The sequence below is a fragment of the Aeromicrobium sp. genome (genome assembly GCF_014378035.1).
In the GTDB taxonomy this organism is placed as follows: Bacteria; Actinomycetota; Actinomycetes; order Propionibacteriales; family Nocardioidaceae; genus Aeromicrobium.
In genome coordinates this window covers 1-2,434 of sequence record NZ_JACMOM010000209.1, presented here as the reverse complement: position 1 = coordinate 2,434, position 2,434 = coordinate 1, and the positions used below count along the sequence as shown (strand labels likewise).

The 2,434-nt window shown below is 64.2% G+C and carries 3 protein-coding genes; 1 reads left to right on the top strand and 2 read right to left on the bottom strand.

Annotated elements, in window-relative coordinates; genetic code table 11:
• Window positions 1-294 precede the first annotated feature (294 nt).
• Both H7290_RS10925 and H7290_RS10920 read right to left on the bottom strand, forming a co-directional pair.
• Window positions 295-678, bottom strand: coding sequence for a HepT-like ribonuclease domain-containing protein (locus H7290_RS10925; protein WP_290514043.1), 384 nt, complete (start codon window positions 676-678; stop codon window positions 295-297).
• Window positions 675-1,802, bottom strand: coding sequence for a nucleotidyltransferase domain-containing protein (locus H7290_RS10920; RefSeq protein ID WP_290514042.1), 1,128 nt, complete (start codon window positions 1,800-1,802; stop codon window positions 675-677). The genes H7290_RS10925 and H7290_RS10920 overlap by 4 nt, the downstream gene beginning before the upstream one ends.
• Before the next feature lie 51 nt (window positions 1,803-1,853).
• Here H7290_RS10920 and H7290_RS10915 point away from each other — a divergent pair.
• Window positions 1,854-2,434 (top strand): site-specific integrase (locus H7290_RS10915; protein ID WP_290514041.1); only part of this gene is annotated, 581 nt, incomplete at its 3' end.

Below are 2,434 nucleotides of genomic sequence, written 5' to 3'. Positions count from 1 at the left end.
CTCTCCTTGGTGACGCCCATACGGCGTTAGTAATCGCGAGCGGTCCTCGGGTCCGGCAGCGTGGGCACGTTGGACTCCATGTTCATCCTCACGGTAGCCGACCCTGCCTGGGCCTCCTCACCGGCCGCAACCAGGTCGGAACGCAGCCCAGACCCGCCAGCGGGTCTCAGCTCAGGAGTAGGTAGAGGTGATGCGGGTCGGTCGGTGAGGGCTTGAAGCCGAGGGCTGCGTAGAGGGCGGCGGCCACGTACTGGCGCGGGTGGCGAGGAGGGCGCTGTGACGGCGCACGATCGACTAGTTCGCGTCGGTGGGGGCCGCGTTGGGGCCGCTTGCGGCCGAGCCCTCGGTCGTGTCCAGGCGCGTCAGGATCCGGTTAACGGCGTCGGACAAGAGCGGGAGGCGCTTGTCGATCGTGAGTTGAATGATCTTGGGGTTTGTGGCGAAGTAGTGATGGGCTAGGAAGTCCCGCATGCCGGCGATGCCACGCCAATCGACCTCTGCCTCGGTGGCGGTGGCCTCTTGGCTGAGCCCCTTCACCGCTTCGCCGATCTCGAGGAGTCGCATCGCGACGGCATCCATGACGATCTCGACCGAGATCGGTCCGTGCTGCAGATGAGATCTGATCGACTTGATCGCATCGGCGATGTCCTGCAACAGGTCGGTGTCCGGTCGGCTCACAACGGCACGAGATCGCGTTCGGCCCGTACGCGCACGCGTTCCTTGAGCCCATCGCGCGGAATCAGGTCGACGGGCGCGCCCAACAGGTCCTCAAGCTCATGCTTGATCCCGATGATGTCGATGATGTCGGTGCCTGGGGCGAAGTCCACTAGAAGGTCGAGGTCGCTTCCTGCGTGATCGTCTCCTCGCGCGACGCTGCCGAAGATGCGAGGGTTCGTAACGCCGTGGCGTCGCAGCACCTCGTTCAACTCGCGCCGGTGCGCGGCGACGAGTCGACCCGTGGGGCCAGAAAGTGGCCTACGGGTTTGTGCTGCAACCTCGGTCATATTTCCATCGTAGTCGCGAAGGCTGCTCCCTCGACGCGCACTTGCAGTGGGGTAGGTGTCGAGCGCGCTCAGGTTCGTGACCATCCTCGCGACCTGTGCCAGCGTCCCGAACGTTGGTGACCGTTCGATGAGACGCGACAGCGACGCGACGTCGATGCCCGCAATTTCCATCAGTCGATTGAGCAATGCGTCACCGTCTCCCTTCTTGAACCCGTCCCTTGCGGCAAGTGGGGCTAGTAGTTCGCGAAGACGCTGCAGGTCGATGTTGCGCTTGCTGGATGCGTCACGCAGAGCATCGCTGACGAGGCTGAGATCCATGTTGTCATCCACGAGGTCAGCGATCGTGCGTTCCATCGTCATGACCGGCATGCCCTCGACGAGCATGACGTCGCGAGGGTCAAGGGTGCGTTGGCGGTATCGGATTTCCCGGCGCTGACTTTGACGTCGCGTGGGGGAGATGAAGTCGTAGCGGAGAGCTCGGAAGTCGCCGATGCCGTGGAGGTCCGCGGCGGTTTCTCCAGCAACCGCCACGTCGTTAGTGCTGTCCTTGATGCGCACTGCCGCGAGGCGCCTGGGATCAGTGCTGAGCCAGGCAGCATGCAGATCGTTGAATCGGCCAGCGGGGGCACCGGCGTCCTTGTAGACGCCGTGGGCGAGGCGTTCCAGATGGCCGTCTGCGGTGAGTCGGGAGAGGTCGAGACGCGTAATGCCGCGCATGCTTGCCTGAGCAGACGTGATCATGCCCCACTGGTACGACGTCAGCTCCGCGAGGATGCGCAGCGCCTCTGTGGACTTCATACTTGAAATGTATCTTGTTAAGAGATACTTTCCAAGCGTAATCCTCTTCCAATGGTCACATTCCCAGTCGAGGCCCGCTGTCTTGCTGCGGAGCGCGAGCAACGGCCGTTCGTCGCGACCACCGAGCAGGTCTGGGCGCTCTACGAGGCGGTGCCCCCTGGTGTCCGTCCCGCGATCCTGCTCGGTGCCCATGCCGGGTTGCGGCTGGCCGAGGCAGCAGCGATGCGGGTCGAAGACGTCGACTTCGCGACCGGCGTCGTCTCGCCGTCAATCCAGTGGGGCGATGAACCTCTCAAGTCCGACAAGAGCCGGAAGCCGATCCCGATCCCCCAGGAGATGGCGCACCTTCTTGCCAAGGCGATCCAGCTCGGCGACGGGCGGTTCCTGGACAGCGACCAATGGGGCAATCCCGCCGGACCATGGACGATCGAACGCGCGATCCGGGCCTGCCGTGAGGAGGCGGGACTGACCAACGCCTTCCGGTTCCACGACCTGCGCCACTATTTCGCTTCGCTGCTCATCGCTTCGGGGCTCGACGTCAAGGTCGTCCAGGCTCGGCTGCGGCACGCCTCGGCCAAAACCACCCTGGATACCTACGGCCATCTCTGGCCCGATCGTGACGACTCCTCCCG